The following is an 18,830-nucleotide window of genomic DNA, read 5'->3' on the forward strand; positions in this document are numbered from 1 at the left end:
AAGTGGTTATTTTTTAGTTATACATAATCATATCGAGTTCATCGTCTTCAGTGATTGTTTCAGTTTTAACCAGATACTGCTCCATTTTACCGAAGTCAACTTCGGCACCGATGCCCGGTTTGTCGCTGACTTTCACGACACCGTTTTCTGCAACAACTTCTGGCGTGATGATATCTTCAAACCAGTATCTTGAAGAAGACGCTGTGTCGCCCGGAAGTACGAAGTTGCTCAGTGTTGTGATTGCTACGTTGTGAAGACGGCCGACACCGGCTTCAAGCATACCGCCGCACCATAATGGAATGTTGTGTTTCGCGGCAAGGTCATGAATTTTAATCGATTGTGTAATACCGCCGACACGTCCGACTTTGACGTTGATAATTTCACAGCTGCCAAGCTCAATTGCCGCCGCCGCTGATTCGTATGAATCGATACTCTCATCGAGACAGACAGGTGTTTTAATCTGCTTTTGAAGTTTCGCGTGATCGATAATATCGCCTGCCATTAACGGCTGTTCAATCATCATCAGGTTAAATTCATCGAGTGCTTTCAGCGTATCGATATCATCTAATGTGTATGCAGAGTTTGCATCGACCATTAAAGGAATATCCGGATAGACTTCGCGGATAGCACGGATCATTTCAACATCGCGTCCCGGTTTGATTTTAACTTTAATACGTTTGTATCCTTCTTCGACTTTTTCGCCGATACGCTCAAGAAGCAGTTCATCAGTGTCTTCAATACCAAGTGACACACCAACATCAACTTCTTTTTTCTTACCGCCCATCGCTTCAGCTAAAGTAATACCTTTCTTCTTCGCATACAGATCCCAGACAGCACCTTCAATCGAAGCCTTCGCCATGTTGTTGCGTTTGAACGGTTTGTAAATTTCCCATACTTCATCCGGATGTGAAATCTCTGTGTTGATTACGAGCGGACCAAAGTATTTTTTCAGAGCGATAAGCGTCGCATCCATAAATTCTTCAGAGTAGAGCGGATCTTCTCCTGATACACACTCGCCAAAACCGCTGACACCATCTTCATCAATTGCTTCAACGATAGTGATAAAACGCTTCTGCTGAGTTCCAAATGACGTAGTGAACGGGTTTTTCATCGTCATTAAAAGCTGGTGCAGTTTAATTTCTTTAATTTTCATTATTAGAGCCTCCGTAAAAAATTTATACCGGTCCCCAGTTAATAGCTACGAGAACGATTAAGTATATTATACCTAAAACATACCATATGCCTACAAGCGGAAGTGCGAATTTTAACCATTTTGTAAAAGGAATTCCCGCAATTGCCAAATTCGCCATAAGTACACCGGAAAGCGGTGTAATAATATTGGTAAAACCATCACCCATTGAATATGCCTGAACTGCAATTTGTCTGGGGAAGCCCATCAGGTCTGCCAAAGGTCCCATGATTGGCATTACGATAGCTGCCTGGCCGCTTCCTGATGAAACGAGGATATTGAATAATCCGTTTCCGACAAACATTAAAATGGCACCCGTTGTGCTGGAGAATGGATCGATTAAAACAGCCATTCCGTTAACCACAGTATCTAAAATCATGCCGTCTTCCAAAATAACAACAATTGAACGAGCCATACCGATTATAAGTGCACCGTACAATACAGAATTTGCACCTTTCATAAATTCCTGTATCGACTGATTGACACCCATTCGTGTAATTAGAACGGTAACAACCATAATCATAATGAATACAGCAGCCATCTCTGTTAAGCTCCATGTTTCTCCGAATACACCAAATACCCCCGCAACATAAACAGCGATACCTGTGATTAGAGTCAGTAGTACTAAAGCATGGGTTTTAGTCATTTCAGTTTTACCGAGGTCTGACTCCGAACTGTCTTTTGGAAATGGAGTGTTTCCGAGAATACCTGAGTGCTGATCTTTTTTTACTTTCCGGGAGTACCAGATAACGTAAGTCATAGTGACAATAAGTGAGATGATGAACATTACAGTACGTTCTGGTGCACCTGAAAATAGAGGAACACCTGCAATCTGCTGTGCAAATCCGGTAGTCAGCGGATCCAGAACAGACATGGCAAATCCGGTATAGGCACCGATATATATAATCGAAACGCCGACAATAGCATCCATCTTCATTGACTTGGCCAGAATAATCCCGAGTGGTATAAATGCAATTACAGCATTAACTATAATTCCCAGTGTTCCAAAAATAGAAAATATAAGCATCACCAGGGCAATCAGCAGCCATTCTTTATTTTTAGTTATACTGATGACTTTTGTCATCATAGCATCCATGGCTCCTGTTTTTTCAATAACACCAAACACGCCGCCTATAATTAAAACAAGAAATATTAATTGGGATGTACTGGTTAATCCTGTAACTATGGAAGAAAATATGTCCAATAAGCCGGCAGGATTTGATTCTATAGTTTCGTAAGTGCCGGGGATAATAGTGTCCGGACCGTCACCAGACGACTCGGTTTCAAACTCGCCGGCAGGTATGATATATGTAGCAGCTGCTGCCAGAATCAGGAAGATAAACATAATTCCATAGGCATCGGGGAATTCAAACTTCCATTTTCTACTTTTAGAATTATTGTTGTGGGACATAAAAAACCTCCAGTAATTTAAATATTCATGCAATTTAGAGTATGATATATTAGAGTATACTAAAATTGTTAAATTTGAAAGAGGGATTTCATGCTAAATACTAAAATTTCTGAAATATTCAACCACGTACATACAAATGCGGAACTGAGTAACGAAGAGTACAAGACAACGGACTACATATACAACCTTTTAAAAGATGAAGGTTTCGAACCTGTTAAATTTAAAAATATCACAGGTCTTTATTGCGATGTCGGCAACTGGAGCGGTGATTATCCGTTAATCGGAATTCGTGCGGATATCGATGCGCTATATCAGGAAGTAAACGGCAAACTGCAGGCGAATCATTCATGCGGCCATGATTCACACATTGCGATGGTGATGGGTGCAATGTTGAAGATAAAAGATCATGAAGCACTAAAAACACGCGGTGTGCGTTTTGTGTTCCAGCCGGCTGAAGAAGTGGGAACAGGCGCGCTCGATGTGCTGAAAGAAGGAGTAATTGAACCGCTGGATTACATGTTCGGTATTCACCTGCGCCCGATTGAAGAGGCCGCGGACGGATATTTATCCCCGAGTATTGAACACGGTTCTGCCGGTTCATTTGAGTTTAAGATTGTTGGCAACGATGCACATGGTGCACGTCCGCATTTAAATCACAACGCAATTGAAGTGGGTACGGACATTGTTAATATGCTTGCAAAAATTCACGTCAATCCGATGGTGCCGTCGAGTGCGAAAATGACGAAGTTCATCGCCGGCTCGAAATCGCTGAACATTATTCCGGGGTCTGCAGAGTGCGGTATCGATGTGCGTGCACAGACGAATGAGGCGATGGCTGAGCTGAAGTCACGCGTATATAACATTCTGAAATATATTGAAGAACTTTACGATGTGAAAATCGAAGATCTCGAGGACTCGAGTATCGTTGCGAGTGAGAGCAATGACGAGGCGATTGAAGTATTCCGTTCGGCAATTATCGATACGGTGGGCGAAGAGTATCTTCTTGATCCGCTTGTGACGAGCGGTGGCGATGATTTCCACAACTATACAGTGCAGTACCCTGAATTAAAAGGTGCGATGCTCGGTTTAGGCTGTGATTTAACACCGGGACTGCATCACCCGAATATGACATTTAACCGCGACCGTATGGAAACAGGTGCAAAGGTACTGTATCAGGCTATTTTAAACGTCCCGGCAAAATAAGAGGATGTTTGAATTCTCCGCCACGTGGAATTGTATATAGTATTCAATTTCTAAAGGAGGATATTCATAATGGCAGCACCAAAAGATCCGAGAAAAGAGTTTTACACAGGAGAATTTGATAAGCAGAAACAGGAATATCCAGGTGTTCAAAAAGAAATGGAACAAATTCCCGATTGCGGGGAAGAATCTTATAAGGGTAACGGCCGTTTATCAGGCAGAAAAGCTTTAGTTACAGGCGGTGACTCAGGTATCGGCCGTGCAGCCGCGATTGCATACGCCAAAGAAGGCGCGGATGTTGCGATTAACTATATGGAAGACGAGCAGGCGGATGCCGAACAAGTGAAGAAAGTGATTGAAGGTGCGGGGCAGAAAGCATATCTCCTGCCGGGTGACCTGCGCGATGAAAAATTCGCAAGACAGCTGATTCACGATGCGAATGAAGCGCTCGGCGGATTGGATACGCTCGTACTGAATGCATCAATGCAGCAGGCAGTAGAGAAATTCGCTGACTATACTGCCGAGCATCTTGAAACGACTTATAAAATTAACGTTGTCGCACCGGTACTGCAAATGCAGGAAGCTGAAAAAATAATGCCTGAAGGTTCAAGTATTATTATTACGACTTCAATTCAGTCATTCTCACCGTCGGCACACATTGCCGACTATGCGATGACGAAAGCCTCACAGACGAACTTAATTAAGTCACAGGCGCAACACTTTATGGATAAAGGTATCCGTTTAAACGGTGTTGCACCGGGTCCAATCTGGACGCCGATTCAAATTTCAGGCGGACAGCTGCAGGATTTCCTTCCGGAATTCGGTCAGGATTCATTTATTGGACGAAGCGGTCAGCCTGTTGAACTTGCAGGGACTTATGTTCATCTGGCAAGCGATGAGTCAAGCTTTACGACTGGACAGGTATACGGTGTAACAGGCGGCGCACCAATTAACTAATATAATTCTTTAGAGACGAAACCCTTGTAGCGGGTTTCGTCTTTTTTTGTCTGGCGTACGATGGAGAGAGGTTCATTGTCACAGTAAGTGGTCTAGTGTGCCAAAGAGAGGAGTTCATTGTCACAGTAAGTGGTCTAGTGTGCCAAAGAGAGGGGTTCATTGTCACAGTAAGTGGTCTAGTGTGCCAAAGAGATGGGCTCATTGTCACAGTAAGCGGTCTAGTGTGCCAAAGAGAGAGGTTCATTGTCACACTAAGTCGTATACTGTGCCAGAGAAAGAAGTACATTGTCACACTAAACAATAAAACGCCGTCAATATAAACAAAAACCCGGGCCTCAGTGAGGTCCGGGTTCAAACTATTTAAATATCTCTATTTAAATTCGGGTCATTTGGATGTGAAGGGTGTGAATTGTCGTTTTGATGATGAGCGGTTGCGGCAGCGTCAGTGAAGTCGTCCTGTCCGCCGTCAAATTCTTCTTTTAACCTGCGGCTGTAGAGGAACAGCACAATAATGGCTGCGATACCTGCAGTAATAATGTTTAATACTGCGAGAAGTACACCGATGACCGGCTGTCTGACGTATGCTGTAAAAAGTCCGATGAATGCAATTGATTCCATCAGCAGATACGTAATAACAAGGTCGCCGATTGACAGCCCCATCATGTAAACTACAAGTCCTGTAATCGCAAATGCGAGTCCGATATGTTTTGGATCAAATGAATCTTTCTTTAAAATATTGCCGTCGTATCCCTGGCCGCCGATGTAAAATGTACCGAACGGAACGAAGGAGAGCCATGGCAGGTGGTATGACTTAATATCAGCCACTCTGAACAGGAAGTATCCCTGCAGAAGCCACTTAAGAAGTCCGAGTATAAATATTACGAACAGGATAAATATCCCAAGTGCTGCTGCGCCAAAGAAAAATGCTATAAATTCCCAACCCATATTTTCACATCCTTTATAAGTTATTTCTATTATATCATTTTCCTGCGTGTGAAAAAATAAATAGGGACCGGATATCCGGTCCCTGCAGTCAACTACCTGTGTGAGCTGTATATTCTGCGGTTTACGCGTTCTGCATGACGGTATGCGTTAACAACACTGTACAGCCACACAATCGGGAATGTAATGAACCCGATTAAAAGATACATCAGCAAACCGTTGATTACCTGTATGATAATGAGCAAAATACCTTTAAATATCTGCCCGTTATAAATCTGGCCGAGCCCGGTAATGAAAAAGCTGAGTACAGCAGCTATTCCGGAATTCTTTATTCCTGGCATATGGTCAGCCTCTCTTTCTGTTTAAATTCGTATAGTTATTAATACCCGTTTTTTATCAGTTTTAAACGCGGTTATTTGTCGTCAAGACGGTCTTCACGCGCCTTGCCACCGGGCATTCTGAGCGGCCACCAGCTGCCGCGTTTCAGCGTCACTATCAGTGCCGGCACGAGAAGCGGCAGGACGATAAATGCATAGAACAGCAGCGCGAATATAATTACGCTTGTTACCTGTACGAGTATTGCAATGCCGGATGGATATAATGCTGCGAATGTGCCTGTCAGAATAATGACTGCGGTAATAACAACAGTACCCATGCGGCGGATGGATGTTTCAATAGCATCGCGGATCGTACGGTATTTCACTTCTTCCCTGAAGCGGTCGATAATAAAGATCGAGTAATCAATCCCGAGTGCTACAAAAATAATTAAACTGAAGAACGGCACTGCCCAGTTTAACTGGTCGATACCAAATATAGCCAGGAGCCATTGTGAAATGGTCATCGATGCAAAATACGTAATGAAAATCGAACCGATCATCAGTACTGGAAGTATTAACGATCTGAACAGTACTGTCAGAATGACGAACAGTGTTACGATAAACAGTATAACGACATTCGTATAGTCATCAGCTGTAACTGTATCGAGGTCTCTGTTCATGCTTGTCACACCTGAGAAGTAAGCATTTGTCTCAGAACGGCCGAGTCGTGTCAGTTCACCGTGTACAGTTTCTTCAACATTGTCGAGTACGCCCAGAGCTTCGTTACTGTACGGATCAACTGCAAGAACAACATTCATCTTCACGGCTTTGCCTTCAGCGAATGAATACTGATCGATTGCCGCTTCAAAATCTTCATTCTCAAGTATTTCCGAAGGAACGTTAATCCCGGTTGAATCAACAGCGTCATTATCTTCGAACGAAGTCATCAGCTCACCAATGCCTGTCAGCCCCTCATTAATTTCTTCGATACCTTCAGACATGTCGCCAAGCCCTGCTGCAAGTTCTTCCATTTGTGCAGCGGCTTCAGCGCTTTGTGCAGAGATTTCATTATCAGCCTGTGAAACACCCCGGCTTAACTGCTGTGCCCCCTGTGATAATTGTGCGAGCTGTGCTGCTGCGCCCTGCGCATCACCAGTTGCAGCCAGATACTGATTTACACCGTCAATGCCTGACGAGATTTCATTGACCCCTGTTTCCAGTTCGGACAGATCCCCTGACGGTGTGTCTGCATTTGAAATCTGTTCGTTAATGCCGGACAGTGCAGTGGAAATTTCAGTCAGGCCGTCCTGTATTTCAGTCAGGCCTGAGTTGGCCTCACCGAGCTGGTATGACACAGTCAGCTCGTCCATCTTGTCGCCGACAGGCCGTGTCAGCGTCTGAACTTCGCCTACACCGTCAAGCTGTGATACTGCTTCAGCGACAGATTCAAGACGGGACAATCCCTCTTCCGTCACGAGGTCCTCTCCATTTGTGAAGATCACTTCAACAGGGAAAGTTGAACCTGCATCAAAACTGTCACTGATAACATTAACTGCATGAACTGCAGAGTATGAATCATCCAGTTCAGCAAGTGAATCGTAGTGTACTTCATCGTCGTAGAAATAAATTAACGCAATTAATACTGCCACGACCGAGAAAATAACACGAGTCGGATACTTAAGCGACAGCATGCCGAGAGGAGTCCAGATTTTACTTTCCCCGGATCCTGACGTATGTTTACTTGGCCAGAAAATATATTTTCCAAGCAGTGACATAATAGTCGGCAGTACTGTAAACAATGACAGCAGAAGGGCAAGAATACCGATTGCCACACCGACTGCCGAGCGGTAAATCTCAAAGTTTGCAAAGTAGAGTACACCGAATAATATGGCGCCTGAAATACCGCTGATAAATACCGTCTTGCCGGCTGTGCGGAACGTATTAATGACGGCCTGGTTTTTATCGTGGTGCTCAAGTTCTTCTTTAAATCTGTTTAATAATAAAATAACGTAATCGGTTCCGATACCGAATAAAATTACAATCAGGAAGCTCTGCGTCTGAGGCGACACCGGGAAGCTGAACCACTCAACCGCCCAGCCGACAAACGACTGGCCGAGCAGATAGGCGATACCTACTGCAATGAGAGGGACGAAAGGTGTCACGACTGACCGGAACATTACAAGCAGTACGATGATAATAATTGCGACCGTAAATATTTCTGTCGTCCGGACACCGTTCATGGCATCCTCCTCAAGCGTACGCTGAATCATTTCGTTGGATGTCGATGAAACATCTGCATCTGTATCATTCAGGCCTTCAATTTCATCTGCATTGGCGAGAATTTCAGGTGCTTCACCAACGTATTCAAGCGGAATCATAATGACGCCGGATTTTTCATTGATGAAGTTCTCCTGCATATCGACATTAAATGTAAAAGGATTAATGACGTTGTCCGTGTAATCCAGACCTTCAAGTTCTTCTATATAAGATTCGATCTCATCACGGTGTTCGAGGGGGCTGCCTTCAAACTCCAGCACCACCGACATCATTTCTATATCCTGATCATGCTGCTCCAGGAACTGGCGGGCCTGTTCATTCGGCATACTGTCAGGCAGCTGAACATCGCCTTTTTCAGCTGCGAGCTGAGTCAGGTTTGGTGAAATTATAAATGACACGACTGCTGCAATAATCATCAGCGCAGTAATCGGCCATTTAAATTTAAGAACGTGTTTCATTCGGTAATCCTCCATCTGTGTTTATAATTTTAATAATTGTCCGCGTCGCATCGAGCAGCGTTTTTGCTTCTTCTTCCGACAGATCTTCAACATGTGTTCCGATAATACTGTGGATATTGCTGATAAACTCATGGACCAGTTCTGCAGCAGCAGGGGTCAGGGAAATCAGTTTTGAGCGTTTATCATTTGTCAGCTTATTTTTCTTAGCAGTAATCAGCTTCTTTAAGCTGAGTTTTCTGAGAGCATGGGCAATAGAGCTTTTATGTACATTCAGCTCTGCCGACAGTTCGCTTGGTGTGGCTTCTTTATGCAGATGGAGATATTCGATAATTGCCATCTGTTCTTTTGAAATATGCATTTTTCTGACCGATTCTGTAACCTCGGAAAAAATATGTGCATAACCGTAGCCGAAAATTTGTGTGAGATTTTGAATAGACTCATTTTTAGCCTGCACTGGTCAGTCATTCCTTTCAGTTGTTTTTTTCAAGCAGAAGTAGTTTAACATGCTCAACTAATTTAGGCAAAAGATAATTACAGTGTATTTTTTTCTTTAAAATGTATGTGTATAATGAAAAACGGGTAGAGAGAAAAAAGGAGTGTGTCAGAAATATGTTTCAATACGTATCGCTTTACAGACAAAATGCTGCAGGACAGCATGGTAAAGTAATCGGTTTTACTATTCTTCAATTTATCTTATGTGTATTTCTGCCGATGATTGTAATTTTTGGAGCGATGATGCTCCCGATGTTATTATCATTTGGAGGCGTGAGCAATGAGACGGTGGGTGTAACGACGATTCTTACGATGCTCGTTATGTTTATTATCTTTTTCATCGTGATGATCTTTGTCATTTATCCGGTTATGGTCGGCATCCTGCGCTATTTCGCAAGTGCGTACCGGGGTGTGGATTTTACATTTGGTGATGCCTACAAAGTATTTAAAAAGGGCAACTATTCAAAACTGATCAAAGTAGCACTGCTTGTTTTTGTGCTTAATCTGGTATTGTCCATGGTTATCGGTTTTGTCATTAACATGCTGATGACTATTGTATTTATCCCGCTTATGCCGCTCGGAGTGTTATTGGAAGACCCGAACGCTGCAATGACAGGAACATCAATTGCACTCATTGCGGTGGCGGCAGTACTGTTCTTTATCATTATGATTGTATCTTACATTCCATACATTATTTTATACATCTACTTCGCAGTCGTCTTTATGGTTTATATTGACGAACCGAAAATTCCGACTGTCGATAAGCTGAAAGTGGCCTGGGATGTAGTATTCAAAGCTGATACAAGTATGGTTAAGCTGTTCTTCAGCCAGCTGATTCTGTATATTCTGCTCTCGGTTGTGATGTTTGCAGTGATGATTGTAGTGGGTGTGGTTTCCATGATGATTGGTGAATTTACAGCGCTGATTCCGGTACTGTTCATTACAGGTATGATAATTTCAATTGTAGTGAGCATCTGGATTACGTATCTGATTGTCGGCTCAATTGTGGCGTATTATTTCGTCGGCCGCGATTCACTGGACCGTAAAAACGGGATGAACCATCAAAATGATGAAGCCGTCATTAACGATGAAAATCCTGACATGCAATAAGATTAAAATGAACCGCCGGATAACTGTCCGGCGGTTTTTATAATGATTTAAATATTTGCAAAATTCGATTTCAGCGTTAGAATTAATCTATACATAAACAGAATTGTGGGTGAGTGAATGTCCGAAAATAACAAAGGGGTACTGTTTGTTGCAGGTGCATACATCATATGGGGATTTCTTCCGATATACTGGCGTCAGATTGAAACGGTATCACCGTTTGAAATTATTGCACACCGTATATTCTGGTCATTTATTTTTATGCTGCTGTACATAAGGTTTACGGGCAGGTGGCAGTATTTAAAAGCGAATCTGACCTTTATTTTCAGCGACAGAAAAAAAGCGCTGAGTCTTGTGGCGGCATCTGTCATTATATCGGTCAACTGGCTGACATACATACTTGCAGTAAACGAAGGACATATACTGGAAGCGGGGCTCGGGTATTATATTAATCCGTTTGTCAGTATACTCCTCGCATTCTTTATATTAAAAGAACGTTTTTCAGTCGGAGAGTGGCTGGCAATTTTTATCGTTTCGATCGGAGTCATATACATGACACTTGGTGTCGGACACATTCCATGGCTTGCACTGACGCTCGCAGTTACGTTTGGTGTCTATGGACTGATCAAGAAAACTATTAATATCGATGCGACTTACGCACTGGCAGTGGAGACTGCTGTACTGGCCCCGGTGGCGCTTCTCTATATTCTGTATTTGAATGCGACAGGCGCTAATACACTGGATTTCGGATTGAACAGCGATACTGCATTTACGATGGGAACAGGTGTGATTACGGCAATTCCGCTGCTGCTTTTTGCATTGGGTGCGACGCGGATCCCGTTGTCACTGACCGGACTGCTGCAGTACATCGGGCCGACACTGATGCTCGTTATCGGGATCTTTATGTACGGGGAAGCATTCACAACGACGCATAAAATCGCCTATGCATTTATCTGGTCGGGGCTGATACTGTATACGCTGCTGCGCTTTAAAGCCTCGCGGCCGCGCCGTCCGAAGGGCAGGATTAAGCTGACTGATGATTAGCTTATCGTTAGATATAAAGATAACTCCGTGTTACTATTTAGAAAGATTTTAGTATAAGGGGAATGAGTCATGCGATATTTAAAACACTTTGGCTTATTATTGGCAGTGACGGGCATTCTGACAGCATGTCAGAATACAGAAATCAGAACCGGCAGTGAGGCGGTTTCTGAGAAAACTGATGTCGCAGCAACCGATGAAGAATCTGCAGAAAATACAAATAGAGAACCGGCAGAAGAAGATACTTCGGCTGATATAGATGAACATAAGATTGACGATGACAAGCTTGCGGAAATTGTGTCGAAAGCTGAGGAAGTGGAAAGCTACAGAGCGGAACTGAATATGTCGGCAGCACTCGATAATACAGACCCGCGGGAGTTAAATGCGGAAGTCTCGTTTATTAACAGTACACCGCCGCAGCTGATACTCCGTGAGTTTGGCGAGGAGCGTACCATTTCAAAGGACGGCAAGATTTACTACAATAACAATTCGGAATGGATTGATGTAAGCGAATCGGTCGATGTGAACGTGTTATACAGCGTAACATATGACAATGCCGCCGCTTCATTTGCAGAAATCGCACCTTATATGGAACGACAGGAGCAGGATGACAAAGCAGTCTACACGTATAACGGCGGCCGTACAGATATTTATCAGACAATCGAATCACTGGTTCAGGTTAATTTCGGCCAGATGGAAATAGAGTCGGTGGACTCAATGATTGAGGTTACGGTGGACAAGGAAGATAAACTGATTGAAGAAATCAAATTTGAAGCTGACGGCACCGATACACAGGGAACATTCGAACTCAGCGGTAACGCGGCATTTGATACATTTAATGAAGTGGAAGAAATAAAAATTCCGGAAGTGGAATAATTAAACCGACAGAAAAATGCACCTGCCCCGAAAAGGGAACAGGTGCATCTTTGTATTGATTTTTAATTATAATACAATCAGTTCAGCGGGTGGAGCCTCATCTCTATAAAGTCCCGGTCTTCTTCGAGGAACGGCGGCAGCGACAGCGCTTCGCCAAGTGTTTCAAGGGGCTCGTCGATTGTAAAGCCCGGTGTATCAGTGGAAATTTCCACCGTAATATTACCCGGGGCACTGATGTACAGCGCTTTGAAGTAATGGCGGTCAACGATGCCTGAATTGCGCCATTTATCCTTTGTTACGCGGTTCTGGATTTCTGTCAGCGACGTTTCATCTTGGACGCGGAGTGCAAAGTGATGAACACTGCCGCAGCCCTGTTTTTCAACGTTTGTCGTCCGCGATTCTACGACGAAAACCGAGTCGCCGCCGAAACGGACACGTGCTTTTGTATCGTTGTCGATATCGCCCTCGTATTCTCCGCCGAGAAGCTGTAAAAACTGAACCATCGGTTTTAAATACTGGACGGTCAGTTCAACGCCGAAAATTGCCGTTATTGCATATTCAGCGGGAATTTTACCGCCGCCGGCATACGGCTCAGAGCCGTTATACTCCGGATCTGCAGCGAGTGCGAAGCGCTGTCCTTCCTCATCTGAGAAATTCATTATTGTTTCCCCGAAGTAATCGATAATGCCTTCGTGGTACACACCGTGTTCGTCCATACGTGTTCTGAAGTATTCGATGGCCTCTGTCGAAGGGACTCTTAAAATCGTGCGGGAAATGGAGTTGGTGCCGGGCGTATATTTCGGTGCCAGACCGATTTCGAAAAATGTGACGTCTGTCCCGGGAGTGCCTTTATAATCACTGTAAAACAAGTGATACATATCAGTGCTGTCCTGATTGACAGTTTTTTTCACCAGTCTGTGTCCGAGAAACTCTGTAAAAAAATCATGGTTGCCGATAATGTCTTTCGTTATTGCCGATACGTGATGAATGCCGTACGCGCTCACAGTGCATCCTCCTTTAATCTCTTTGATGTTATTATATAATACAAGTATACGTATCTCTATTAGGAGGACTTGTCATGAAACATTTGTACATTAAATCGAGGAACGAAGCGGCTAAGGAAACTCTGATATTATTTCACGGCACCGGCGGGCGAGAGACGGATCTTCTCGACGTAGCAACGACAGTCAACAGCGAAGCGAATATTTTAAGTTTGCGGGGAGATGTCGATGAGAACGGTCATACCCGGTTCTTTAAACGTCTGACGCCGACACAGTATGACGAGGACAGCTTGAAAGAAGAAGGCGGTAAAATATACGGGGAACTGAAAAAGTTAAGTGAAGAATATAACTTCGAACTCGAAAAAGCAGTAATAATCGGCTATTCAAACGGAGCCAATATCGGCGCGTATCTGCTCTTAAACTACGATTTGAATGTAAAAGGCGCAATGCTGATGCACAGTGCCTACAGAACCGACACAATCGGCACAGGTATGCTGTTTGATACAGATGTGCTGCTCACTGCCGGTGCACAGGATATGACGGCAACAGCAGGTGAGGCTTATACGTTGAAAAGAAAGCTGGAAAATAAAGGTGCGAAAGTCAGCGTGAAACTGACAGACGGCGGACATGAAATATCCCCTATGGAATTAATGGAAGGGCATGTTTGGTACATGCCGATCAAAAATTCCATAAGGGATGAGGATAAATTATTATAGATAATGTGTTTTTAAATATTGTTCCAGACCGTCTTCATCACAGCTGAATTCGGTCACATCATCAGCGATTGCCTTAACGTCTTCTTTGCCGTTGGCCATCGCTGTTGCTTTGCCGGCAATTTTAAACATTGGAATATCATTCATTGAATCACCGAACGCGTGAACATCATCAATTGAAAGGTTCATTTCTTCAAGAAGAGTCACGAGGCCCGTACCTTTATCCGTACCGTACACCATAATTTCCGAGTTGTGATCTGACGTGCGGTAAATCTGATAGCCGGCATCAGTGGTGAACTTTTCCTGCAGCAGAGCGGCCCAGTTATCGATCTTCTCTTTACTGTTTGAGAAAAAGTAAAACTTTATAATATCGGAACGGTTAATATCCAGAGTATCGACCCATTGTTCGGTACTGTTTAAAGTTTTCGCCGTGCCGATATTTTCATACTCAAGCACAGTCGCATCAGGCGTTTGGGTCAGGTCTTTTTCAGCATAAGCACGGTCTTCTTTAAAAGTATACGGTCCGCCGTGTTCACTCGTTGTCATTTCATAGTGAATTTCGTGCTCCCGCACCTGAGACAGTACAAAGTCAACCTGTTCTTCGGTAAAAGCTGTGCGGGAGAGCAGCGTATCTCCGTGATGTACAGTCATGCCGCTCGCACCGACATAGCCGTCAACGGGTACGTCATGCGGAACTTTCTTATGTATCATCGGCAGTGAGCGGCCGGTCGCGATAATGATTTTGATCCCTTTATCGTGCACTGCCTGCAGTGTATCCCTGAGGGAATCCGGAAACTCGCCGGCATTATTTAAAACTGTCCCATCCAAATCAAGTGCAATTGCCTTCATAATTTATAAAAGCTCCTATCTTCAGTTAATTAATATCAGTACTGCTTAAATTTTAGCATATTACGGCATATATGATAAAATTACGTTAACAACAGTTCAGTAAAGGAGTCGTTATATATGACAAACACTGCAGCTTATTTAGAAAAGTATGATATGGAAGACCTTTATCACCTTGCGGTTAACACCGGAGTCACTGACGAAAAAGCGCTTGGGAAAGACGAACTCATAACAAAAATTTCAAATAACCTGCTGAACCGGGACGTTCTGGAATACGCGTACCTGTACAGCGATGATGCTGCGCTCGAGAGCTGGCGGCATGGGTCAGAAGACGGTGAACTCGGTAAAAACCTCAGTCTGACCGACGTCTACGGTTTATATATAATGGGACTCGCATACGAATCTCTGAACGAGGAAGACAACTTCTTTATATTAGAAGAAGTACTCGATAAGTTTGAGGCGGTCCATACCGAAGAAAACCGCGAAGCCCGGACGGGAATTCAGCGCCAGCTGAATTTAATACGTGCGGCACTGCACCTGTACGGTGTGGTTGAATTTAAGCAGATTGTGCATCTGTTTAAAAAATATTACGGTATGGACGTCACGATTGAAGAAGTGGTGGACATGGTCAACCGCTCGCCGTATGTTATTACTGTCAATGAAAAGAACCGTGAATTCGTCATCGATGATATGACAGATGAACAGTATGAAATTATCCGGAATGCCCAGCAGAAATATAAATATTACGAACCGGAATTCGGCAAGTTTATTAAATTCAGCAATCCGGGCTATATCGATGAATCGGCAGCTCATGAGACATTGAAAAAATGGGTATCCGAACATCTGAATACGAATGTGGCATCGGATTATGAACTGTATCTTCACGTACTCCGTATGGTAATCAGCGGCCGGAAGCGCGAAGATATTTCCGGGGAAATAAAAAATCTCGGACATACCTTTGAATCGAAAGCAGAAGAAGATGAATTCTTTGAATTAATCAGCAATATCGTCAGACAGACGAGACATTTCCAGTACCGGGGCAAGAGCGAAGCGGAACTCGGACAGCGGACAATCGTCAGGGAAGTTAAAGTCGGACGCAATGATCCGTGTCCGTGCGGCAGCGGAAAAAAATATAAAAAATGCTGCGGTAAAGCAGTATAGAACGCAAAGTGGCTGGTATAACTACCATCCACTTTTTACATAGCGGAAGGTGAAGTTGATGCATTTTAAAATATTTATGGTGTTTTTCCGGGTCGGCGTACTCGGTTTCGGCGGCGGACCTTCGTCCATTCCGCTTGTGAAAATAGAAGTCGTCGACAAGTACGGCTGGATGACCAATGAAGATTTTCAGGATACGCTCGCGATAGCAAACGTTCTGCCGGGACCGATTATTACAAAACTTGCCGGACATATCGGCTATCAGCTGAAGGGCTGGGCGGGCATCATTACAGCGCTCACTGCAATCATACTGCCGACAGCGGTATTGATGACCATTTTGCTGACACTGTTTTCGGAGTTTAAAGACCTGCCCTGGGTACAGGGAATGAGTGCCGGTGTCGTACCGGTCGTGCTCGTCATGCTCGCGGTACTGACTGTCGAATTCATGCAGACGGCCAAAAATGCATCGACCTGGAAGTTTATCATTCCGTTTACGCTCGTCATGCTTATCGTACTTGAAGTGCTGAACATTCACCCGGCACTCGTCATCGGTATTATTATAGTATTCAGCCTGCTCCAAAGAAGCGGCAGAAAAGCAGGTGACTCATGATTTATCTCGAAATATTTCTGGCATTTTTAATTCCCGGTATACTCGGGTACGGCGGGGGACCATCTTCAATTCCTCTCGTTGAGCGCGAAGTGGTCGGAACGTATGACTGGATGACTACAGCGGAGTTTGCAGAAGTGCTTGCTCTCGGCAATGCATTACCCGGTCCGATATTAACGAAGATGGGCGCATACATCGGTTATGAAGCAGGGGGAGTGTTCGGCAGTATCGTTGCGATATCGGCAAGCGTTCTGCCGTCACTGCTTTTAATGATATTTCTCGCAGCAGTGCTTTATAAGCTGAAAGGCACGAACAAGTTTAAAACACTGACGCTCTTAATCCGTCCGGTCATTGCGATTCTGCTCGGGGTCATCGTATTTGATTTCCTGTTCAGTTCACTGGAAATGTCGGGGACATTCCATACAGTCTTTCTGATCGGATTGTCATATGTACTGCTGCAGCTCGTTAAAGTGCATCCGGCACTTGTTATCGTGATCGGTTTAATCTATGGTGCGCTGTTTATCCGGTAAGTAAGCACAAAATTTAAAACACCTTTCTGAATGTACTATACTTAATAAGATAAACAGACAACCGAGAAAGGAAGTTATCACAAATGGCATATGACATTCGGAAAATGAAACTGACAGATGCTGCCGGTATTATTGCTCATAAACAGCAGGTGACGGCGGAAAATCCGGATACATTGGCAACAGCAATTGAAAACAGGACGATTACTGTAGAAGAGGAAGAGGCAACGATACAGTCTCTCGGACCGAATGACCTCGGCATCGTAGCAGTCGACGGGGACAAAGTCATCGGCATGCTTAACCTCCGTCAGGACCACCGTAAAAAGTTTGAGCATATCGGCCAGTTCGGCATCAGCCTGCAAAAAGCTTACACAGGATCCGGTACAGGTACCCGGATGGTGGAACAGGCAGTGGAATTTGCGCGCGATAATGAAAAACTTGAAAAATTAATATTAACAGTTTTTGCAAACAATCCGGGAGCGATTAAGTTGTATAAACGTCTCGGTTTTGAAGAAGAGGCAACATTAAAAAAACAGGTGAAATTAGCAGACGGCTACACAGATTTAGTCTATATGGCGAACTTTTTAGAATAATGAACTATCCGGCTGATTAAAATGCTATTATATCGGTAAGAATGACTATACTTTTGCAAATCAGGTGATTAAATGAAAGTTGTCCATGCACTGATGTACGCGCTCTTCTTAACGTTATTCACGGCAGGAATCATCTTCTCAACGATGGCGTCCTATACGGAAACATCACCGCTGTCCTATACAGTAATCGGGATATTTATGACGGTCTTATTTATCATTTATACTGCTGTCTTAATTAAATACCGGAAGAGAAGAACGGGTAATGATAAAGAGAATCGCGCATAAGCGATTCTCTTTGATTTTTTACAACACAATTGAGGATGGTGTATCTTAATGGGGAATTTTGAAGAAATTAATAAGAGAGCTCAAAAAAACACCGGACGTATCCAGGAGGAACAGCCGGATTTTATGAGAGCATTTAAAAAACTGCAGCAGGAAGGCTACAAGGCGAATGCACTCGATGAGAAAACGAAAGAATATGTTGCACTGACTTATGCAATAGCAGACAAATGTGAAGGATGCATCGGCAATCACGTCAACAAACTCGTAAAACTTGGTGCCACGCGTGAAGAAATAGGCGATATTGTTGCGGTGTGTATTGTCATGGGCGGTGGACCGGCAAGTGTTTACGGCGGCAAAGCCCTTGAAGCATACGACGAAGCAGCAGCAGGTAAATAAACTTAAAACAGGAGGAACCGCTATGAAAGTACATTTAAACTGGCAGGGCAAGTTAAAATTTGAGTCCACTGGAGAAACGACAGGCTATACAGTAGCGATGGATGCGAATGAAGCAGCAGGCGGCGATGCGTCGGCACCGTCACCGATGGAAATGGTGCTTCACGGTGCGGCCGGATGCATGGCAATTGATATCGGTGTAATCTTAAGACATCATATGGATAAAGTTACAAAGCTTGAAATTGAAGCTGACGGCGAACGGGCAGACACGGAACCGAAGTACTACAAACATATCACGATGAATATTTTAATCGACGGGAACATTACAGCCAAACAGGCTGTACGCGCTGCAGAGCTGTCTAAAGACAAGTACTGCTCTGCAGTTCATTCTCTTGTTGCGGATGTTGACATCAACGTGATTCTGAACGGTGAAGCAGTGTAGA

General features: G+C 43.9%; 21 protein-coding genes. 13 read left to right on the forward strand and 8 right to left on the reverse strand.

What is annotated here, in order from left to right; all coding sequences use genetic code 11:
- Positions 1-13: 13 nt before the first annotated feature.
- Together menC and RZ44_RS09545 are read right to left on the reverse strand one after the other, a co-directional pair.
- On the reverse strand, positions 14-1,153 hold the full coding sequence (gene menC / locus RZ44_RS09540) for an o-succinylbenzoate synthase (protein ID WP_035810775.1): 1,140 nt from the start codon (positions 1,151-1,153) through the stop codon (positions 14-16).
- 22 nt (positions 1,154-1,175) lie between these two features.
- Entirely contained in the window at positions 1,176-2,600 is a 1,425-nt protein-coding gene (locus RZ44_RS09545; protein ID WP_035810777.1) for a YfcC family protein, read from the reverse strand.
- A gap of 90 nt (positions 2,601-2,690) precedes the next feature.
- On the opposite strand from RZ44_RS09545, the gene RZ44_RS09550 reads away from it, so the two are divergent.
- Positions 2,691-3,803 (forward strand): amidohydrolase, encoded by a 1,113-nt coding sequence (locus RZ44_RS09550; RefSeq protein ID WP_035810779.1) that lies wholly within the window; start codon positions 2,691-2,693, stop codon positions 3,801-3,803.
- 69 nt (positions 3,804-3,872) lie between these two features.
- A complete protein-coding gene (locus RZ44_RS09555; protein ID WP_035810781.1) occupies positions 3,873-4,757 on the forward strand; it encodes an SDR family oxidoreductase in 885 nt (294 codons plus the stop codon).
- 360 nt (positions 4,758-5,117) lie between these two features.
- On the opposite strand, the gene RZ44_RS09560 is transcribed toward RZ44_RS09555, so the two are convergent.
- The 4 genes from RZ44_RS09560 to RZ44_RS09575 all read right to left on the reverse strand — a co-directional run bounded on the left by RZ44_RS09560 (position 5,118) and on the right by RZ44_RS09575 (position 9,205).
- Positions 5,118-5,702, reverse strand: coding sequence for a hypothetical protein (locus tag RZ44_RS09560; RefSeq protein WP_052108959.1), 585 nt, complete (start codon positions 5,700-5,702; stop codon positions 5,118-5,120).
- Between the two features lie 92 nt (positions 5,703-5,794).
- On the reverse strand, positions 5,795-6,040 hold the full coding sequence (locus RZ44_RS09565) for a hypothetical protein (RefSeq protein WP_035810783.1): 246 nt from the start codon (positions 6,038-6,040) through the stop codon (positions 5,795-5,797).
- A gap of 71 nt (positions 6,041-6,111) precedes the next feature.
- Positions 6,112-8,751, reverse strand: a complete 2,640-nt coding sequence (locus RZ44_RS09570) for an MMPL family transporter (RefSeq protein WP_035810786.1) — start codon at positions 8,749-8,751, stop codon at positions 6,112-6,114.
- A complete protein-coding gene (locus tag RZ44_RS09575) occupies positions 8,735-9,205 on the reverse strand; it encodes a MarR family winged helix-turn-helix transcriptional regulator (protein WP_035810787.1) in 471 nt (156 codons plus the stop codon). Before RZ44_RS09575 ends, RZ44_RS09570 begins: the two co-directional genes overlap by 17 nt.
- A 155-nt stretch (positions 9,206-9,360) precedes the next feature.
- Between RZ44_RS09575 and RZ44_RS09580 the strand changes: the two genes are divergently transcribed.
- The 3 genes from RZ44_RS09580 (at position 9,361) to RZ44_RS09590 (ending at position 12,267) form a co-directional block, all read left to right on the forward strand.
- The gene (locus tag RZ44_RS09580; RefSeq protein ID WP_052108961.1) at positions 9,361-10,353 is read left to right on the forward strand and encodes a hypothetical protein; all 993 of its coding nucleotides are present in this window, start codon (positions 9,361-9,363) and stop codon (positions 10,351-10,353) included.
- A 117-nt stretch (positions 10,354-10,470) separates the two neighbouring features.
- Positions 10,471-11,394 carry an EamA family transporter RarD gene (gene rarD, locus RZ44_RS09585; RefSeq protein ID WP_035810789.1) on the forward strand — a complete coding sequence of 308 codons (924 nt, stop codon included), beginning with the start codon at positions 10,471-10,473 and terminating at the stop codon, positions 11,392-11,394.
- A gap of 69 nt (positions 11,395-11,463) precedes the next feature.
- Positions 11,464-12,267 (forward strand): hypothetical protein, encoded by an 804-nt coding sequence (locus RZ44_RS09590; RefSeq protein ID WP_035810791.1) that lies wholly within the window; start codon positions 11,464-11,466, stop codon positions 12,265-12,267.
- 77 nt (positions 12,268-12,344) lie between these two features.
- Here RZ44_RS09590 and RZ44_RS09595 read toward each other — a convergent pair whose 3' ends face one another.
- Entirely contained in the window at positions 12,345-13,271 is a 927-nt protein-coding gene (locus RZ44_RS09595) for a VOC family protein (RefSeq protein ID WP_035810793.1), read from the reverse strand.
- 74 nt (positions 13,272-13,345) lie between these two features.
- Here RZ44_RS09595 and RZ44_RS09600 point away from each other — a divergent pair, with 74 nt between their 5' ends.
- Positions 13,346-13,984: an alpha/beta hydrolase gene (locus RZ44_RS09600; protein ID WP_035810796.1), complete on the forward strand. Its 639-nt coding sequence runs from the start codon at positions 13,346-13,348 to the stop codon at positions 13,982-13,984.
- Here RZ44_RS09600 and RZ44_RS09605 read toward each other — a convergent pair.
- The gene (locus tag RZ44_RS09605) at positions 13,979-14,830 is read right to left on the reverse strand and encodes a Cof-type HAD-IIB family hydrolase (protein ID WP_035810798.1); all 852 of its coding nucleotides are present in this window, start codon (positions 14,828-14,830) and stop codon (positions 13,979-13,981) included. The two genes, RZ44_RS09600 and RZ44_RS09605, sit on opposite strands and share 6 nt — an antisense overlap.
- Positions 14,831-14,947: 117 nt before the next feature.
- On the opposite strand from RZ44_RS09605, the gene RZ44_RS11485 reads away from it, so the two are divergent.
- The 7 genes from RZ44_RS11485 to RZ44_RS09640 all read left to right on the forward strand — a co-directional run bounded on the left by RZ44_RS11485 (position 14,948) and on the right by RZ44_RS09640 (position 18,829).
- Positions 14,948-15,988: an SEC-C metal-binding domain-containing protein gene (locus RZ44_RS11485; protein ID WP_035810800.1), complete on the forward strand. Its 1,041-nt coding sequence runs from the start codon at positions 14,948-14,950 to the stop codon at positions 15,986-15,988.
- 58 nt (positions 15,989-16,046) lie between these two features.
- On the forward strand, positions 16,047-16,595 hold the full coding sequence (locus tag RZ44_RS09615; protein WP_035810803.1) for a chromate transporter: 549 nt from the start codon (positions 16,047-16,049) through the stop codon (positions 16,593-16,595).
- Positions 16,592-17,122: a chromate transporter gene (locus RZ44_RS09620; protein ID WP_035810806.1), complete on the forward strand. Its 531-nt coding sequence runs from the start codon at positions 16,592-16,594 to the stop codon at positions 17,120-17,122. The genes RZ44_RS09615 and RZ44_RS09620 overlap by 4 nt, the downstream gene beginning before the upstream one ends.
- A gap of 83 nt (positions 17,123-17,205) precedes the next feature.
- Positions 17,206-17,712, forward strand: a complete 507-nt coding sequence (locus RZ44_RS09625; RefSeq protein WP_035810807.1) for a GNAT family N-acetyltransferase — start codon at positions 17,206-17,208, stop codon at positions 17,710-17,712.
- A gap of 72 nt (positions 17,713-17,784) precedes the next feature.
- Complete coding sequence (locus RZ44_RS09630; protein ID WP_035810809.1) at positions 17,785-17,997, forward strand: hypothetical protein; 213 nt, start codon at positions 17,785-17,787, stop codon at positions 17,995-17,997.
- Positions 17,998-18,045: 48 nt separating this feature from the next.
- Positions 18,046-18,390 (forward strand): carboxymuconolactone decarboxylase family protein, encoded by a 345-nt coding sequence (locus RZ44_RS09635; protein ID WP_035810811.1) that lies wholly within the window; start codon positions 18,046-18,048, stop codon positions 18,388-18,390.
- A 22-nt stretch (positions 18,391-18,412) separates the two neighbouring features.
- Positions 18,413-18,829, forward strand: a complete 417-nt coding sequence (locus tag RZ44_RS09640) for an OsmC family protein (protein ID WP_035810813.1) — start codon at positions 18,413-18,415, stop codon at positions 18,827-18,829.
- Position 18,830: the final 1 nt, after the last annotated feature.

The organism is Jeotgalicoccus saudimassiliensis (assembly GCF_000756715.1).
Lineage (GTDB): Bacteria > Bacillota > Bacilli > Staphylococcales > Salinicoccaceae > Jeotgalicoccus > Jeotgalicoccus saudimassiliensis.